Origin of the sequence: Escherichia coli (genome assembly GCF_036503815.1) — a bacterium.
Taxonomy (GTDB): domain Bacteria; phylum Pseudomonadota; class Gammaproteobacteria; order Enterobacterales; family Enterobacteriaceae; genus Escherichia; species Escherichia coli_F.
The window spans coordinates 4,288,651-4,305,362 of the sequence record NZ_AP027764.1 but is presented as its reverse complement, the minus strand read 5'-3'; the positions used below and the strand labels follow the sequence as shown (position 1 = coordinate 4,305,362).

General features: G+C 47.4%; 10 protein-coding genes. 1 reads left to right on the top strand and 9 read right to left on the bottom strand.

What is annotated here, in order from left to right; translation table 11 throughout:
- Window positions 1-130: 130 nt before the first annotated feature.
- From iatD to mdtM, 9 genes are all read right to left on the bottom strand, one after another.
- Window positions 131-5,371 (bottom strand): inverse autotransporter IatD, encoded by a 5,241-nt coding sequence (gene iatD, locus AABJ99_RS20610; RefSeq protein ID WP_039020415.1) that lies wholly within the window; start codon window positions 5,369-5,371, stop codon window positions 131-133.
- Window positions 5,372-5,581: 210 nt separating this feature from the next.
- Complete coding sequence (gene yjiJ / locus AABJ99_RS20605; RefSeq protein WP_039020414.1) at window positions 5,582-6,760, bottom strand: MFS transporter; 1,179 nt, start codon at window positions 6,758-6,760, stop codon at window positions 5,582-5,584.
- 66 nt (window positions 6,761-6,826) lie between these two features.
- Window positions 6,827-7,669 carry a YjiK family protein gene (locus AABJ99_RS20600; RefSeq protein ID WP_338387443.1) on the bottom strand — a complete coding sequence of 281 codons (843 nt, stop codon included), beginning with the start codon at window positions 7,667-7,669 and terminating at the stop codon, window positions 6,827-6,829.
- A gap of 260 nt (window positions 7,670-7,929) precedes the next feature.
- Window positions 7,930-10,020 (bottom strand): pentapeptide repeat-containing protein, encoded by a 2,091-nt coding sequence (locus AABJ99_RS20595; RefSeq protein ID WP_039020413.1) that lies wholly within the window; start codon window positions 10,018-10,020, stop codon window positions 7,930-7,932.
- A 307-nt stretch (window positions 10,021-10,327) separates the two neighbouring features.
- Window positions 10,328-10,594, bottom strand: a complete 267-nt coding sequence (locus AABJ99_RS20590) for a DUF3343 domain-containing protein (RefSeq protein WP_039020412.1) — start codon at window positions 10,592-10,594, stop codon at window positions 10,328-10,330.
- A complete protein-coding gene (yjiL, locus tag AABJ99_RS20585; protein WP_039020411.1) occupies window positions 10,591-11,358 on the bottom strand; it encodes a putative 2-hydroxyacyl-CoA dehydratase activator YjiL in 768 nt (255 codons plus the stop codon). The genes AABJ99_RS20590 and yjiL overlap by 4 nt, the downstream gene beginning before the upstream one ends.
- A gap of 9 nt (window positions 11,359-11,367) precedes the next feature.
- Window positions 11,368-12,519, bottom strand: a complete 1,152-nt coding sequence (gene yjiM / locus AABJ99_RS20580; RefSeq protein ID WP_012311630.1) for a double-cubane-cluster-containing anaerobic reductase — start codon at window positions 12,517-12,519, stop codon at window positions 11,368-11,370.
- 115 nt (window positions 12,520-12,634) lie between these two features.
- Window positions 12,635-13,915 (bottom strand): DUF445 domain-containing protein, encoded by a 1,281-nt coding sequence (yjiN, locus tag AABJ99_RS20575; protein WP_001037418.1) that lies wholly within the window; start codon window positions 13,913-13,915, stop codon window positions 12,635-12,637.
- A gap of 40 nt (window positions 13,916-13,955) precedes the next feature.
- Window positions 13,956-15,188: a multidrug efflux MFS transporter MdtM gene (gene mdtM / locus AABJ99_RS20570; RefSeq protein WP_039020410.1), complete on the bottom strand. Its 1,233-nt coding sequence runs from the start codon at window positions 15,186-15,188 to the stop codon at window positions 13,956-13,958.
- Window positions 15,189-15,667: 479 nt separating this feature from the next.
- Here mdtM and AABJ99_RS20565 point away from each other — a divergent pair, with 479 nt between their 5' ends.
- Window positions 15,668-16,624, top strand: a complete 957-nt coding sequence (locus AABJ99_RS20565) for an Rpn family recombination-promoting nuclease/putative transposase (protein WP_039020409.1) — start codon at window positions 15,668-15,670, stop codon at window positions 16,622-16,624.
- Window positions 16,625-16,712 lie beyond the last annotated feature (88 nt).

Below are 16,712 nucleotides of genomic sequence, written 5' to 3'. Positions count from 1 at the left end.
CATAAAAATTCAATATATTAGAGAGATAGTGTAAGCCTGATAAGCGTAGCGCATCAGGCAATTTGGCTTTTGTCATGAGTCTGAAAGGATACCCTCGCAAAAGGGTATCCTTTAATAACTACTTCAGAAATTAAAGTGATTTACGGCAGGCAGTTAGTTGAGCGCTGGAATCTGCGTCGCTTCCAATCCTGCCCGTCAGCATCTGCACATAGACGTGACTATTGTAATCATCCTGTTGATTGGTCCAGTAAGCACCCGCGGTAAATTGCGAATCACTGGAAAACTCCCCAACGTTCCCCCACTCACCATATAGCGATCCCAACGTGCGTTTGTTTTCGCCAGACGTTAAATGTGCGACGCCAGGAAGATTATATCCATCACTTTTCGCGTTGCAGAACGCATTGGCAGTTAGCCAGATATTGGTTTGATTCCCATGATTCACCCACCAGCCTTTCAGCTTAATTAATGTCTGGTAGGTTGTACCTCCTTGTCTGGGAACAGCGCTTATTACGACTGAAGTTTGGTCGCCGGTATTTGTGAAAGAAACTTTACCTGAAGCATCGACAGACACCCAACTCTGTGAACTTGTGAACATATAATCACTAACGGTTTTACCCGCTTCAAAGTTGTCATCATTAAGTGTGTAGTACGCCCCTATAAAACCTTCACTGGGGAATGTAGCCGTTGTGAAGGTATGGTTGTTGACTGTTACATGACCGTGCATGTCTTTTATTGAGCGGACAAGATCCAGTGATATGCTTAAGTTTGCTTGATGAACACCGTTCAGCATAGGAATGAGAGTCGCTCTGCCCTCTACGCCGCCAGTGACAGTGACGGTGTACTCGCCATAATTTCTTTGGCTGTAATCAATATTGCTCAACTTCAGGAGGTTCACGTAGGCACCTGACTGGACAAATTCCAGATGATCAGACGTCACTATCGGGTTACCGTACTTGTCTTGCAATATTAACGTAAGTGTCGCGCTCTCCTGGAAGTCAGCCATAAAAGAGCTAACGCTAGATTTCAATGTTGATTTACTTTCATCTGCCGTACCAGGAATCAATGTAATGGCTGCGGATTTGTGGACTGTGCCAGGGACCTGAACATTGACAATTAGAGCTTCTGCCAATGTACTGGTTATTGTCGCCGTGACTTGCCCGGACTGATCGGTACGCGTAGTTGGATTATTAATCACCGGGCTGCCTTTGGTGTCTAAGCTGTAACTAACGTCGACACCTTCAACCGGGAATCCATAATCATCTTCTACTCGTGAAGTGATGGTGCTGCTATCAACCCCGTCGGCGATTATGGTGTCAGGAGAAGCCACGACACTCACAACATGTGCCGTTTTAGCATCAGCCTTAACCGCAACCGTCACCTGGCTCTGAACGGGAACGTCTTTGCCCATTGTGGCCGTAACGGTATATACATTGACTTTGTCACTGGTCAGCGTCACTTTGGCCTGACCTGACTGATCAGTCAGGATTTCCCCTGTATTGCTTAGCGTTGCCCCATCAGGTGTTACGCTAAAGGTGATAATTTGCCCCGGCATCAATTCACCCTGAATATTTCTTGCCGTTGCGGTCAGTGTAATACCTTCACTGTTATGGACCGTGGTTTCTGGCTTCGATGATGTTAACTCGAGTTTGCCCTTTGCCACACTCACGTCAACTTTACGACTACTGTTATTGTCCAGCGTTGCTGTCACCTGATAGACCCCAGGCTGGGTGCTGATAAGGTTAACGTACGCATAGCCGTTATTATCGGTATAAGCCGTATCGTCTATCGTAATGTTAGCGGTTGGCAGCGCACTTAATCTGACGCGTTGACCGGCTATGACGTTATTAAACGCATCCTGTACGTGTATTCGTAGCGTGATGTTTTCGCCAACCATTATCGTTTTTTCGGCTCCGGTTATACTTATTATCTTCGCCGAACTTTCATCCGGGAGCACTGATAAACTAAACGTTTTATTATCGGATGATTGCGCTTTCCGGCTCACCACTACGTTATGTTGTCCGGCAATATTGCTGGTCATTATTACCGTCGCTTGACCCTGCGTATTGGTGGTGACTTCTGTTCCGCTTAGTGTGACATCGTTACTCTGGAAAGTGACCTGTTGGTCTTTAAGCGGATTTTGGTAAGCGTCCAGGATCGTTGCTGTCAGGGTACTCCCCGTACTGTTGCCAGCAACTATGGTATTTAATGAGGCAGTCAGCGGCTGGAGCTGCGCGCTGCTTGTATCCCCAATAAAATAGACTAGCTGATTAGCACTGGTATTATTTCTGCTCAGTGTCGCCGTCACTGTAAACTCACCCGCTTTTGTGCCTCGCAATGTGACCACGGCATTGCCGTTTGAATCGGTGCGAGCGGTGTCACTACTTAGCGTGAAGTTCCCTGTCATAGATGCTGGCAAGGTAAATTTCACATCCTCATCCGGTAGTGAGTGTCCATAAACATCTTTCACACTGGCAGTCAGGGTAACGGTATCTGTATTGTTAGCAATCGTACTGCCCGATCCGGCATTCAAAATAATTACCGATTGTTCCCTGTTTGGGACCACGGTAACCGTAACCGACTGGTGAATATTTTTATCCGCCTCAAGCGAGGCATCGACGGTATAGTTACCTGCTTTTGAACTGGTCAGGTGCACCCGCGCAATCCCGGACTGGTCAGTTGTGGCGGTCGTGTTGTCCAGTTGCGAGTCAGTTGGTGCCACAAAATTCACTTTCATATCTTTTAACGGGTTGTTATGAAAGTCTGTGACGGTGGCGGTCAGGGTACTACCCTGGCTATTACCAGCACTAATGGTATCTGGCGCGGCAACCAGTTGTTTGAGTTTTGGCGTATTCGAATCGCTAACAAATTTCGCAGTTACCCGTTGAGTGGAACCATTTGGCAGCGTAGCGCTAATCGTATTTTCTTCCGCAACCTGACTTATCATGTTGATTGTGGCAACACCATGTGCATCAGTATTTTGCTGCGTCGGTTCTACAAATTCCGCGCTTCCTTTCTCATTCTTAAAGGTGACCTGATGATTTCTCAGGGGATTATCACTCTCATCAGTGACGTTAATAGTGATGGTATTAAACGTCTTTTTATCGGCGTAAACGTCATTATTCGTTGCGGATAATGTGGCGACGTGAGCCTTATTCTGGTTTGCTTCGATATTATAAATATGCGATTGCAGAGGAGTATTCCAGTTGTGAAGGCTAAGTTGTGCCCTCAGGGCTGCTCCTTGCTTATGGGCCGGATAATTCGCTGCATAAACGCCCGGATGCTCTTCGTGCCAGACAACCGTGGCGCCAGGTTTGCTGTTCTCGACAGTGACGGCTTTTACCAACGCGTCTTCTTGATATTCAACCGGTTTATTTTTGTCGTCTTTCAGTTCTACCCTGACTTTGATGTCGTCTCCGGCATAATACAATATGTTATCTATGGATATTGAAGAATGGTCGCGGGATGAGACAACAGGGACGATATTAACGACGATGGATTCTTTTACCGCACTCTCACCGTTAAGTTGCGGTGTCAGTGTTACTGAACCTGAAGTCGTTCCTGCAGTCAGCATCTGTGTGTAGCTACCATCCCCGTTATCTGTCCAGTCAGACAGAGTGATATCCTGAACACCTTCACTGCGGGTTTGCAGTGCCAGCCCCGGAACTGGGGTACCGTCGGAATCGTGCGCAGTCACAGTCAATGTGGTAGTCGATTTTTTATCTGCTGCCAGGGTTAGCGGATTAACGGATAACAGAGAATCTTTCTGGCTTAATGCCGGAGCCTGGATGACGACCATGCTTTGCTCACGATGTGACAGATTACCTTTTACATCCTCAGCGGTAACGTCTATCGGCCACGTATTATCGGTTTCCGGGGTGTTAGTGAAGCGGTAACCAGGCAGCGTGACCGTGATATCTTTTCCGGAAGTGCTGACTTTTCCTCCAGCAGATTCCAGCGCAGCAGCGTCGATTTTATAGCCTTTCAGGGCATATTTGGTCTGTAGCGAGGAAACCAGCGATTTTATTTCTCCCGATTTCCCTTTCACTGGGTCCAGCAGACTCAGGCGGATAAGCTCTTTCTTGCGGTATTCCAGAACGATGTTGTTGTTGCGATCAATCAGGTCATAACGACTACCGGCCAGACTGCGCCGTCCGGCCACTTCGTCCGGGTTAAGCTGTTTCTGCATTGAGCTGCTGGGTTGCCAGGTCAGATCAACGGCAAACCGTGTGTCATTTTCACCTTGTTTCCCCTGACGCTGTTCTGCACTGAGAGTCAGAAGCGGGAAGGGGGTATAGTTGAGGCCTGCGGTAATAGCATGGGGATTACTTTGACGATCATTCTTGTCAAACAGCGCCACTTCATCGCCATAGTATTGTTCAAAGACCAGTTTTCCACCCAGATGCGGCCAGGCAGGTAACCAGCCTTCTGCGCGTAAATCCCAGCCGTTAGCCGGGCGGGCTTCGTAGTCATTATCCAATTCTGGTGCGCTACGCCAGCCGGTCAGGCCGATATAAGCATTGCTGCTCAACTTCAGATAGTCACGCCAGTATTCTGCGCCAAGTCCCGCGCGGGAGTGATAGCGGCTCAGGTCGTGATCAAAAAACAGGTTGATGCCTGACATCCAACTGGGGGTGAAGTAACGCCAGCCTAAACCAGTGTTGATCTGGGTGCGATCGTCCGTTCGGTGAAGAGTATGCTGGCTGAAGAGCAGATAATCGGGTGTGTCATACCATGGATGCAGGAAGTCGAATTCCGAATTTTTCAGGCTAAAATCTTCATCCACGCCCAGAGAGATTTTCGCGGTGCCAAAGTTATTTAACCAATCAGTCATCGTGCCAGAGGCTTCTGAAGACGCCCAACCACGCGCCATGCTGCTCGCCTGCTCACTATTCATATCTTGTGAAAGCAGAGTGCCAACTCGCTGTGAAGTGCTGGCTATTTGATTCTCCAGAGTGTTTTCGGCATTCGCCGGTGATACGGCATTTTGTAGCTCATGACTTCTCTGCGAGGTTGTTGCCGGAACATCCAGTTCTTCACCCTGACGCACGTTATCAAAGCCGCGGGCAAAAGTACGAAACTGATTAAGACGACGAAGCTCTTCCAGTGAAATACCAAACCGGTCAGCAACACTTTGCGCTGATTCCAGCGCGCCAAGCGTGTAAGGTACGGTTTTATTTTCTGTAAGAGGGGGAGGAGATGAAACTGTCATCTGGGGTTTAGCGTGTACCACATTTTGTGCCGTCGCGATGACGGGGAAAAAAATTTGTGTGAATAAACAAACTCCGGCGGCCAGGCGGCGTATTTTGTCACCCAGACCGCATAAAGAGTTTTGATCATTATTTTTTATTTGCTGCGCATTTGTCGAAGCCATAGTGACCTTCCGTGAAAAAACAGAATTAAACGTGTTTTTTCTAGCACGGAGGTATAAAACGATCCTGACTATAATATGACCAGAAATAATGAATTAGCCGTAAATTTGCTAAACCATGAATAATAGTGGCGGTGGCTGAGCACCTCCAAAGAACAAGGGTGTTTTAGTTATTTTACGTGCTGTACTGAAAAGTTAAATTCATTAAATCAACTAAGAGTAATTCGTATGTATTTTGAATATTTGCATCCCGCAGATTAACGCTGCGATAAATAGCGCAGCTGCGCCGCAGAGCGTGGCACTGGCGAGCGCCGACGTTCCGTTGCCGAGCATGCTGGTCAGCACCGGGCCAAGAATTTGCCCGATACCATAAATAAGTGTCACAAAGCCCAAAAGATTAAGATTTCCCGGCACGCTAAGCTGGCGGGCGATGGTCATCACCAACGAGGTAGTACCCATAAAGGTGCCGCCAAAACCAATACTGCTGATGATGAGTAATAAAGGAGAGCTACTGGCGAGGGTTAACAGTACGCAGACAGCCTGCACCAGCAAATTCGCGGTCAGGCAAGGTAATGCTCCCCACCGTTTGGCTGCCCATAGCCAGCCAAAGCAACCTGGGACAATCGACAAGCCAACCAGTGTCCAGAGGTGAGCCGTCAGCACAGGCTGGCCCGCGTCTTTCGCCATGAGCGGCAGGTAGGTGGCGACGATGATATAACCAAAACCCGCCAGACCATACAGAATCGCCAGTAACCACCAGCTCATGGGTTGTCGGGAAATTTTTGCCAATGGTGCTGGTGCGATAATATGTTTCTTCGACGGAATGAGCAGCGCCAGAACAAGCAATATTATGGCAGAAAGTGCCCCGGCACCTTGCCACAACGTTTGTGAAGAGAGGGCAAAATGCAGGCCTGCCAGCACATATTCATTGCCCAGAGCGATGCCGACGCCAACGCCAGAAAATAGCGCCGCAAGAACAAAGGGATGGCGGGTGTGTTGCATGATAAGCGTCGAGCCGAAAATCAACATCCCGGCGCTGGCGACCCCTGCCAGAAAGCGAATGATGAAAACCAGAAGAAACGGCGGCAACCACGCCATCGCGAGGATTAATAATCCGGTTGCGAGGGCGGAAGTTAACAGGAATGGGCGCAGGCGTGAGGGCAAATGAAACGCGCCGAATGAAAACAGCAGGCTCCCCGCCAGATACCCGGCATAGTTACCACTGGCGATCCACGAGAGTTCGCTAAAGGAAAACTCGCCTTCCGCCAGCATGACTGGCAGCATCGGCGTATAGAGAAAGCGGCCTAAACCCATACCTAGGGTCAGAACCAGCATCCCGAATAACGCGGTGCTGAAAGAAAAACGTTCTACGGGATGCGATGTCGAATTCATGTTCTGCCTGATTTGTATTAATTGAGTTAACAATTTAATAACAAAAAAAGCGAGCCTGCCAGACTGTTATTGTGATTTTGTCGACGTAAAGCGATAAAAAAGATTGGGTTCGCCAACGATATAGATGTTGCCACTGGCATCCATCGCTATCCCTTCCGCCTGCTTGATATTGTGTGAAAGGCCATACCTGCCTTTGGTTAACGACATTTCGCCGATCACGTCACCTGTCACGGTCACTTCCTGCAGGGCGCGTGACTCATGTGACAACACCAGCAACGTATTTTTTTGTGGGTTAAATTCCGCGCCAGAAACATCATCCAAAGTAAACTGACGCTGCAACGCTTTATCTTTGCTGATATGCAACTCATCGCTACGCAATAGCCCGGTAACTTTGTAGACCTCTATCGGATTTTTCTCTTTAAAAAACCAGAAGGTATGGTCCTGAGAGGAATAAGCCAGCCCTTCAAAGCCACAGTTGGTTGGCATTTCCTGCAATGGGATTTTAATTTTTTTGAGGATGCTCACTTCCGAATCAGCGTTAAGTGAAATCACATAAATGGCATAATCACGTTCATCACTGATGACAAATTTATTATCACCAATGTATTCAATCGTCTCGAGATCCTTAACGAAATCGAGCGGAATGGTGCGGATCAGATCGCCCTCGGTCGTCATTTCAACGATGGTTGCAGGTTTGTTGATAGTGCTAAACAAGGTATTGCTCTGCGCAGACCAGGTCAGTGAGGAGATATTTTTACTTACTCCTGTAATCTCTTTACCATCGATAGTGGCCTGATAATTCTGAAACCCTGCGACATGCTGGCTTTTACGGACGCAGGATTGCACAAAAAACAGGCTTACCGCCACGATGGCGCAAAGAAAAACGATTAAGGTGATGCGCTTTTTCAACTTGTTGCTCCTTATTATTGCTTTTTTTCTCATCGAATTCAGTGCGATAGGTAAGGAGTATACGGATGAAGCTTAAAGAATTCTTAACGCGGGGCGATGAAATAGTAAACGCCGCAGGGGAGTTGCGGCGTTTGTCTTTGGATGGCGGAACATTTTCAGCTTACATCGACTGATAAATGCGCCTCATCCATGAATGATAGATGAGGCGGTTAACAATTTATATCCTCTGCCATACTCACTCTGTTTGGGTGATTATTGAACTATTCGTCAACTATATACGTTGGCTGATAAGACGTTAAACCCGGAATGGAAAAACTGCTATTCACTTCTTTCTTTAAACGGGCTTGATTAAAACTGTTACTGTCCTGTTGCTCGGTACTGTTCTTGTCTTGTTTATCGGTACTGTCATTGGCTTTTTTATCGATATTATCATTGTAAAGATATGCACTCTTAAGAGAAACATTATTCACTTTGGCATTGAAAAAACAGGCATTTTTAAAAATCGTATCTATAAATATCGTATTGAACAACCATGCATAGTTAAATAGAATATTAGAACCTTCTGTACCAGTGAAATTAGTATTGTTAAATTTTGCAGCCGAAAAGTTTGTATTAAACAGTTTGCATTTTGTTAAATTAGCGTTTGTAAAATTGGTAAATATGCAGACAGTACCAGTAAGATCATATTCTGAAAGATCTTTATCCGATAGATCGGAATAATTTAGTATTGCTCCAGTAAGAATTACTTTAGGTGTACCAGGTATTCGAGGTGTTGCAGGTATTTTAGGTGCTCCAGGTATTTCAGGTATTTTAGAAGTATCAGATGTTGCAGATGTTGCAGATGTTGCAGATGTTGCAGATGTTTCATATAGAATGACTGATGTGAAATCTATGTGTTCAAGATAAGCCTTACTAAGGTCACTTCCAGTAAAATTAACGCCAGTGAGAACTTTTCCGCTGAAGTTACAGTTTCGTAGATTTGCGTTTTTGAAATTTACATAAGTCAAGTGGCGAACTTTACGAAAATCATTATTTTCTAATGTGGCATTTTCGAATTTTGCATTACGCAGATCACAATCTGTAAAATCCACGCCTTCACAGATCGTACCGGAGAAATCCGCTTTTCTAAGAATGCTGCCATTAAAATTGACATTCCTTAGAGCCATTTTAGACAAGTCTATGCCGGTTAAATCCATTCCCGCTAAATTCAACCCTTTGATACACCGTTGACCCGATTCATCTTTAGGAATAGCAGTGCTAATAGTATTGATAACAACATCACCTATCTTGAAGGTCATTGTAATTCCTGCATCAGAGACAGAGAGTTTTCGCGTAAGACGTTCACTCTTATCTCCAGTGATACTCTTCTGAGCAACGTAAAAGCGCTCGCATGTATGACAAAATCTTTTCCAGCTCTCATTTGGTGTCAGATTATTGTCCGGGAGGAAGTTAGCAATGCTATAAAGATCGTTCAGAACGCTATTTCTTATTTCAGGAGAGGCGCACTCTATAATTTCAGAGGTGGATATTGTATTTTTTATTTTATCTCTATTATCCGTGAGATTTCGTGATCCTGCTATATTTGGCTGCTGGTGGTTTTCTCTATAGTATTGCAGCACATTTTCCCATTGTAAGTTTGTCAACGAGATAGTTTCAGTCTCGTTATTATTATCCCGTATGGTTAATTGACTTTCTACTGGGTCAAAAGAAATCATGAAGTTATTCAGATGTCGATATTGATGAGTAGCATCTAATTTCACTTCAAATGAATTTGAACTTTTGCAGGCATGTTTTAAAAACTTATCATAGGGAAGGTATTGATCTTTATCTGCATGTTGTGGGTCATTGTGCAAAACAGAGCAAATACTCTCTTTCAAATTGTTCTTGTCAATATAGATTGGTAGTTGCGCTTTTTGTTCCATTATTTTAATAAACTGCTGCAGTTGCTCGGTTTTAACATTGCAACTATGACTTATATCTTTGTGGTAAACAGTTAATACACTTTCATTATCATCTTGTCGATTAAATATTATTTTTAGATCGTTAATTTCAAACTCATTTAAACCATTTCTTTTGGTTTTGGCGATGATTTGTTCTGTTGTTGATGAATATCGATTTAAGGTTAATTCGAGATTGTCGGGATTAGAGATAAGGTGAATAAAAACATTCAGTACACGCTTAATAAAACCATCATTCAAATGATTTATATCATAATTAATTTGTTTTTGTATGGTTTCAATTTCCGTGTTAATGTCAAATGGTTGGTTGCTTTTTTTATGGCAAGGTTTTAGTCCCGAATACATGTCGAGTGTTGGAAGAATATCGCCGTATATGTTAAATGTGGAGCCCATATTTTTATCCTTGAATTGTGAAATGTTCTTCTAAATCTAAAATAATCATGGGGGGTAAAGATAAGCTTCACACTGAAACTTATTTTTATCATTACCACACCCGGTAATCATTTTATTTCTCTATGCATAATTATGTTTTAAGTATAATACAATGTATATTGTATTTTAGACGCGCAATAGCAAGGTGCTATCAAAAATCGCTCATTTTGTGGATGGGAAATATTTCACAGCAGGCGAGATATTTAATACAACTTCCTTCATGCAGGATTATGTGCAGCCAAATATCCGGGCGTTATATTTAAAGATCTTATTGCCTGGTTGACGCTTCTGAATCGTAATGCCCCACGCACTGCCATTCGCTGTTCTGCTGGCAATATATCGCTTCGGTCTGCCCAGGGATCACCCATTGTATTTCCTCGCCGGGGGGACAGATCAGCCAAATGCATAACCCGCATCCGCCGCGTAAATCGCGGGGAATATCGCTGACGCGAAAGGTCATACCCGCTGCCTGTAACGCCTTACGCGTTTGTACAACGCCGACCGTTGAGTGAAATAAAAACAGATACTCTTTCATGTGCGTTTTCTCACTCGTTGACCAATTACCGCTGCGCCAATTGCGCCAGCAAATTGCGCATCAGGATGGGTATTTACCGGCATTCCCAGGTGAGTTTCCAACATCCGGGCAAACGTCTGGCAATGGCTAACGCCGCCAGTAAACAGAATCGGCGCTTCACAGGAGAGACGAGCAATGAAATTGGCACTCCGCCGCGCCATCGCGTTAATCACTCCGGCGAGAATCGCTTCTGGCGCGACGCCCGCTGAGCGCAGGCTGATCACTTCCGATTCGGCAAACACTGTGCACATACTCGTGATGGCGTGCGGCGTGACATTTTCGGTAATTCTGTCGAGTTGCTCGACGCTGGTGCCAAGCGTGCGCGAGATCACCTCCAGGAAACGCCCGGTGCCCGCCGCGCATTTGTCATTCATCAGGAAATCGCACAGGTTACCGTCGTCATCAAGCTGAATCACTTTGCTGTCCTGACCACCGATGTCGATTACCCCGCGCGTTGCTGGCGCAAGAAACCGTGCGCCCAGCCCGTGACAGGAGATTTCCGTCACCTGTTTATCGGCAAAATCCACCAGTTGTCGCCCGTAACCAGTCAGCGTCAGAAACGGCACTATCTCTAACCCTTCGCGCAGAGTTTCCCAGGCTTCAGTAATTGCTGTTGCCGGGCGAAAAGGTGTTGGAACGAGGAAACGGCGCGTAATCACGCCGTCTGTCAGTAAGATCCCTTTGGTGGCGGTTGAGCCGGAATCAATGCCAATCGAATATGCCACTGCCACTCCTTACAGCATCTCAATAAAGGCCGCGACACGGGTGCTGAGCTGCCCGACATCTGAGGTGGAGTAGTCTGTTTCAATAGCGATATAAGGAATGTTGTGCTGCTGACGCACATGACGTTTAATCGCCAGCGATTCCACCGCGTAGGTATGGCACGCCTGCAAAATCACATCAACTACGCCATCGACCTGATATTCTTCAACCATCTGGCTGAGCATTTGCAGGCGCTGATCGTTCGGCGAAACACAGGAGCAGCCAATCGCCAGATATTTATCCGCCAGCGCGTCGTAGACATCGCCCGTTTCTGCCACGCATTGCTCGGTCGCTTTCGCCCCGGTGCAGTTTTCATAACCGACAACCCAGCCGCCATTCTCTTCAATCGCGCGCACCACTTTCTCTGCTGCGCCGCCAATTGGGCAGCCGGTGATTAAAATGCGTGGACGCGGGTCCAGTCGCTGGCCTTCTTCCCACTGCTGACGAACGCGGGCGGTCATTGCATCCAGTTCGTCAACCAACGCCTCTTTATCGAACCGGAAGGTTGCGCCGTAGACCACTTTCAGAATGTCGCTGCCGCTAAGCGCGGGAGGATTTAACTGCCCAAGATGATAAAAATTGGCCAGTGCGCGACGTTCGCGGTTTTTCAGCGCAATGGCATCGCGCAGAGCATCTTCGCTAATCTCGTGTCCAAAACGTTCCTCTACCGCTTTTTGTAAGCGCAGCATTTCTGCTTTCCATAATGCACGCGAGGCATCGTCCTTAACGCTGTTGGGCAATTGCATCACATGCACGGGCTTAAACTCCGCCATGTATTCATACATTTTCTTTTTGCCGTCGCAGGTGGTTTCACCGACCACCAGATCAGAAAAGTAGAAATAGGGGCATTTATCGGTTTTGCCGAAGCCATAGCTGCTTTTAATCAGCGGGCAGAGATTGCGCGGCAGATCTTTCTCGGCTTCTTCAATGGTTTCATCAGAGGTGGAACAGAGTGAAACTACAACCGCACCGGCTGCCATTGGGATCTCTTGCGGCATAAAAGTACAGTAGGTGCCAACCAGCGGAATGCCGCGCTCCTTGAGATCCATGACGGTGAGAAAGCCTTTCTGGCGAGCTTCAGAGAACTGATCGAAAATAGCGGGTAGATCGGTGACAAGTGACATGATTTTCCTTCCCCGTACCACGGGAGATAATGAAAAGAGGCCACATTATTACCATTCTTTTAGTGTGGTTTATTTGATCTCTCTCGCGGTTAGCCACTTAGTTTTTCATGGATTTCTAAAAATTGCCGAGGGGGAACAAGGCCGGGAGCTGCGACAGCAAATACAAAATTAGCCCAATACAACCGCCAACTAGCGTACCGTTGACACGGATAAACTGCAGATCTTTGCCAATATTTAACTCGATTTGCCGCGACATATCCCGCGCATCCCAGCTTTTTACCGTATCGCTGATATGGCGCGTCAGGAATGCGGAAAACTCAGGCGCGACACGGTGCGCGGCTTGTTCCAGATGACTATTTAACGACGCCCGCAAGGCATCATCGGCAATTAACGTTTCGCCAAACCATTGACCCGCTCGTGCGATACGTTCTTTCACACGAGAATCTTCACTGTTGATATCCGCTTTCAGCCATTCCCGTAAATCCCCCCACAATTCACTTAGATAGCGGTTAAAAGCTTCATCTTCTTTCAGATAGCTTTTTACGGCATCGGCTCGCGCTGCCATTTCCGGATCGTTTTTCAGCTTGTCGATCAGGGCGAAGGTGGCGCGATCAAACGCATGGCGGATCTGATGCGCACGATCGCGACTAATATCATCAAGCAAAGAATTCACCGCGTCAGAAACTAACTCCGCGCTATGTTCGCCCAGCCATTCTGTGGGGAGAATTTTGGCTTTCAGTGGATGCTCGCTCTCCAGCCAGCGAACAATTTGCTGGGCGATAAACTTGCGCGATTTATCGCGCTGAAGCAGGGCGATCAACTGTGCGATCAGCGTATCCAGCAGCACCTGATGGCGATCGTTTTTAGTCATGCTTTCCAGCATCAGTGCACTGGTGCCAGAAAGATCGACCTTATCAATCGCCCGATGGACTGCGCGCTTAAGCAGGCGCTGAATGCGCGCATCATCGGTCAGTTCAAGAAAACCGCTCATGATCTGCAACAGATGCTGACCAACGCGGCGGGCGTTTTCCGGCTGACTAAACCAGTTGCCAATCAACAACGCCGGTTCGTGACGTCGAATCAATGCCACCAGCGACTGGGTATCGAGAAATTTTTCCTGCACGAACTGGCCGAGATTTTCACCAATCCTGTCTTTATTACGCGGGATAATCGCCGTATGACGAGAAATAATCGGAATCGGCACGCGGCGAAATAGCGCCACCACCGCAAACCAGTCAGCCAGCGCGCCGACCATCGCCGCTTCAGCAATCGCCTTCACGCCGCTCACCCAAAAATTGGGCGGCAAAAACAGCGTAACGACAAAGGTAGCAGCGGCGATAAGCAGTAAAGAGAGCGCCAACCTTTTGGCGCGTCTGAGTTCGATGAGTTTATTCATAACGTTAAGAATAGAGCCTGACGGCAGGATCGCGCAAAAATCACTGCTCCTCCACTAGCTCGGCTGCCTGATGCTGGCGCACGCGATTGAGCAATCCCGCCAGGGTGAAAACGACGATAACGCCCGCCACAACGGCTAACAGATGAAACGGCAAGCGACCGCCGTTAAACCATAGCCAGCGGCCGATTTCGACCGAGACCGACATCACCATCAGGATCACCATATTTAGCGATGCGGAGACGGTCCCTTTCGGTAAGTTATTGGAAAACAGCGTAAAGCGGAATAAGGTCGGAAAAATCAAACCAATCCCGAAAGCATACAGACTGGTGCCCAGCACCGACCACAGCCAGACATGCGGCGACAGCAGATTGCCGACAATCAACAGAGCGAGGCCGACCAGTTGAATAGGTACGGCACGCCAGATAAACCGCGGTTCGGTCGGATCTTTAACAAAACGCGCCACGATGGCATTCGCGACAATCACCGCGCCGAACACCGGAACTTGTGTCCAGGCGAACTGCGAAGTTGTTAAGCCGCCTGCATCGATAAGGATCACCGGCGAGACAGCCACCCAGCTCATCATCGGGATATAGCTTAAAGAGATGGTTGCTGCGCCAAAGAGGAACAGCCGATTGCAAAAGACATTACGAAAATCGCGCAAGACGCTTTTGGCGCTAAACGGAACCGCGCCGCGCTTCACCGTCTCTGGCATCGCCAACAGTAAGCCAACAAATGAGATAAAACCCATAACCGCAATGATGGCAAAAAGGACTTTCCAGTGCATAAAGTGCATCAGAGCTGCGCCGGAAAGCGGGCCGATAATCGGCGCAATCAGTACGATGGAGGTGATAATCGCCATCAACTTGATCCCTTTTGTCTGTCCGAACGCCTCCTGCACCGTGACATAACCAACGGTGGCAATAAAACAGATACTGGTGCCCTGAATTGCACGCGCGATAAGAAACTGTGTCATAGACGTTGTGAACATTGTCGCGGCGCAGGCAAGGGTAAAAATTAGCGCCCCGGTAATCAGCACCGGCCTGCGGCCAATTCTGTCGGAGAGCGGCCCCAGCAGCCACTGTAACGCCATACCGCCAGCGAGATAGAGACTGACGGCAGCCGGGGCCAGACTGACATCGGCGTTAAAATCACGGACCACATTAATGATCCCAGGCTGGATCAGATCCGTCGACAGATACGCGGCAAAGTCATACAAAATCAACGCCATCGGGAAAAACAGCGTGGCGGCATGGCGGGCAAAAAAACGTGGCATAACAAACAACTCCTTGTCCGGAGAACCTCAACGGGGAAAACGAAATTCAATACCATCGGTAATGACGAAAGGCAGGTGAGAAGGGCAACGAGACTGCAAATGTACTGAATTTCATGTAATCAACCACACTGCCTGTGAACACACAGACAGAGAAATACTTTCTGACTTCGGGTCAGAATGTATAACGATTACAAATAGTCATCAGCACATTACACCTCTTTAATTGATGGGTTGCATAGAAAATATACACCTTAAGTGTAATTAAAATTTGCGGTTAATCAAAAGAGCGCGGTGGAAAGGGGAATATCTGCCGGGTACAGGACATGTAAAAACACGAGCCTGTTTCCGGAAAAATGTATCGTTTGCAGAAGAATAAAAATAGCCTGGAAAGCGCCTCGGGGAATGGGAAATTGCCGGGTGAGAGTGGTTTTGTTAGTCGCTAAAGTCAGGCCATCTTTTTCAACAGGTGATGGATCGCCATGACAAACTTCACGACCAGCACGCCGCATGATGCATTATTTAAATCTTTTCTCACGCACCCTGACACTGCGCGGGATTTTATGGAGATTCACTTACCTAAAGATTTACGTGAACTGTGCGATCTCGACACCTTAAAACTGGAATCCGCCAGCTTTGTCGATGAAAAATTGCGGGCGCTACACTCCGATATTTTATGGTCGGTAAAGACCCGTAAAGGAGATGGCTATATCTATGTGGTGATTGAACATCAGAGCCGTGAGGATATTCACATGGCTTTTCGGCTGATGCGCTATTCCATGGCGGTGATGCAGCGCCATATAGAGCATGATAAACGCCGACCGCTACCGCTGGTCATTCCGATGCTGTTTTATCACGGTAGCCGTAGTCCTTATCCCTGGTCTTTGTGCTGGCTGGACGAATTTGCCGACCCGACTACCGCACGGAAGCTTTATAACGCCGCGTTCCCGCTGGTGGATATCACTATCGTGCCGGATGACGAGATTGTGCAGCATCGCAGAGTCGCCCTGTTGGAGTTGATCCAAAAGCATATTCGCCAGCGCGATCTAATGGGGCTTATTGATCAACTGGCAGTATTACTGGTTACAGGGTGTGCTAATGACAGCCAGATAACTGCGCTGTTAAATTACATTTTACTGACTGGCGATGAAGCGCGTTTTAAGGCGTTTATCAGCGAACTTACCAGGCGAATGCCACACCACAGGGAGCGAATAATGACAATTGCAGAGCGAATTCATAATGATGGATGGCTGTTGGGAAGGGAGAGGGGGAGGAAAGAAGGGAAAGTAGAAGGGGAACGGAGCCTCCTCCGATTGTTGTTGCAGAATGGGGCCGATCCTGAATGGATACAACGATATACCGGACTTTCGGCAGAGCAAATGCAGGCATTAGATCAGCCCTTGCCTGAAAGCAAGCGTGATCCATGGATCGAGTACTAATCAGAGACTGATGACAAACGCAAAGCAGCCTGATGTGCTACGCTTATCAGGTCTACATAACCCATTCACTATATTGAACTTTAAAGAT

Coding starts and splice junctions, on each gene's coding strand:
- iatD (WP_039020415.1), bottom strand. CDS start 5,371: ATGGCTTCGACAAATGCGCAGCAAATAAAAAATAATGATCAAAACTCT.
- yjiJ (WP_039020414.1), bottom strand. CDS start 6,760: ATGAATTCGACATCGCATCCCGTAGAACGTTTTTCTTTCAGCACCGCG.
- AABJ99_RS20595 (WP_039020413.1), bottom strand. CDS start 10,020: ATGGGCTCCACATTTAACATATACGGCGATATTCTTCCAACACTCGAC.
- AABJ99_RS20590 (WP_039020412.1), bottom strand. CDS start 10,594: ATGAAAGAGTATCTGTTTTTATTTCACTCAACGGTCGGCGTTGTACAA.
- yjiM (WP_012311630.1), bottom strand. CDS start 12,519: ATGTCACTTGTCACCGATCTACCCGCTATTTTCGATCAGTTCTCTGAA.
- yjiN (WP_001037418.1), bottom strand. CDS start 13,915: ATGAATAAACTCATCGAACTCAGACGCGCCAAAAGGTTGGCGCTCTCT.
- mdtM (WP_039020410.1), bottom strand. CDS start 15,188: ATGCCACGTTTTTTTGCCCGCCATGCCGCCACGCTGTTTTTCCCGATG.
- AABJ99_RS20565 (WP_039020409.1), top strand. CDS start 15,668: ATGACAAACTTCACGACCAGCACGCCGCATGATGCATTATTTAAATCT.